The following is a 1,239-nucleotide window of genomic DNA, read 5'->3' as shown; positions in this document are numbered from 1 at the left end:
AATGTCTAAAGAAAAATTTGAACGTACAAAACCGCACGTAAACGTGGGTACAATCGGCCACGTTGACCACGGTAAAACAACTTTAACAGCAGCAATCACCACAGTATTAGCGAAACACTACGGTGGTTCAGCGCGTGCATTTGACCAAATCGATAATGCACCGGAAGAAAAAGCGCGTGGTATTACCATCAATACTTCACACGTAGAATACGATACCCCAACCCGTCACTATGCACACGTTGACTGTCCGGGACACGCCGACTATGTTAAAAACATGATTACCGGTGCGGCGCAAATGGACGGTGCTATTCTTGTCGTAGCGGCAACTGACGGTCCTATGCCACAAACTCGTGAGCACATCTTATTAGGTCGCCAAGTAGGTGTACCTTACATCATCGTATTCTTAAACAAATGCGATATGGTAGATGACGAAGAGTTATTAGAATTAGTTGAAATGGAAGTGCGTGAGCTTCTTTCTCAATATGACTTCCCGGGTGATGATACGCCAATCGTACGTGGTTCTGCATTAAAAGCATTAGAAGGCGATGCAGCATGGGAAGAGAAAATCCTTGAGTTAGCTAACCACTTAGATACTTATATCCCAGAGCCTGAGCGTGCGATTGACCAACCGTTCCTTCTTCCAATTGAAGACGTGTTCTCAATCTCTGGTCGTGGTACCGTAGTAACCGGTCGTGTAGAGCGTGGTATTATCCGTACTGGTGATGAAGTTGAAATCGTGGGTATCAAAGATACAGCGAAAACAACCGTAACTGGTGTTGAAATGTTCCGTAAATTACTTGACGAAGGTCGTGCAGGTGAGAACATTGGTGCATTATTACGTGGTACCAAACGTGAAGAAATCGAACGTGGTCAAGTGTTAGCGAAACCGGGTTCAATTACGCCACACACTGACTTCGAATCAGAAGTGTACGTATTATCTAAAGATGAAGGTGGTCGTCATACGCCATTCTTCAAAGGTTACCGTCCACAGTTCTACTTCCGTACAACAGACGTAACCGGTACTATCGAATTACCGGAAGGCGTGGAAATGGTCATGCCTGGTGATAACATCAAAATGACAGTATCCCTAATCCACCCAATTGCGATGGACCAAGGTTTACGTTTTGCTATCCGTGAGGGTGGCCGTACAGTTGGTGCGGGTGTTGTTGCGAAAATTATTAAATAATTCATTTGATGAATTAAATGAGTTTAGAGGCAGATCGAAAGATCTGCCTTTTT

1 protein-coding gene is annotated in these 1,239 nt (G+C 44.4%); it reads left to right on the top strand.

All coding sequences use genetic code 11. From position 1 onward, the window contains the following. The first annotated feature begins 1 nt into the window (after window position 1). Window positions 2–1,186: an elongation factor Tu gene (gene tuf, locus BKG94_RS09895; RefSeq protein ID WP_077419639.1), complete on the top strand. Its 1,185-nt coding sequence runs from the start codon at window positions 2–4 to the stop codon at window positions 1,184–1,186. The last annotated feature ends 53 nt before the right edge of the window (window positions 1,187–1,239 follow it).

This window comes from Rodentibacter ratti, assembly GCF_002000485.1.
Classification (GTDB): Bacteria; Pseudomonadota; Gammaproteobacteria; order Enterobacterales; family Pasteurellaceae; genus Rodentibacter; species Rodentibacter ratti.
The sequence above is the reverse complement of the archived record's forward strand: the minus strand, read 5'-3'. Positions and strand labels throughout refer to the sequence as shown.

Coding starts and splice junctions, on each gene's coding strand:
- tuf (WP_077419639.1), top strand. CDS start 2: ATGTCTAAAGAAAAATTTGAACGTACAAAACCGCACGTAAACGTGGGT.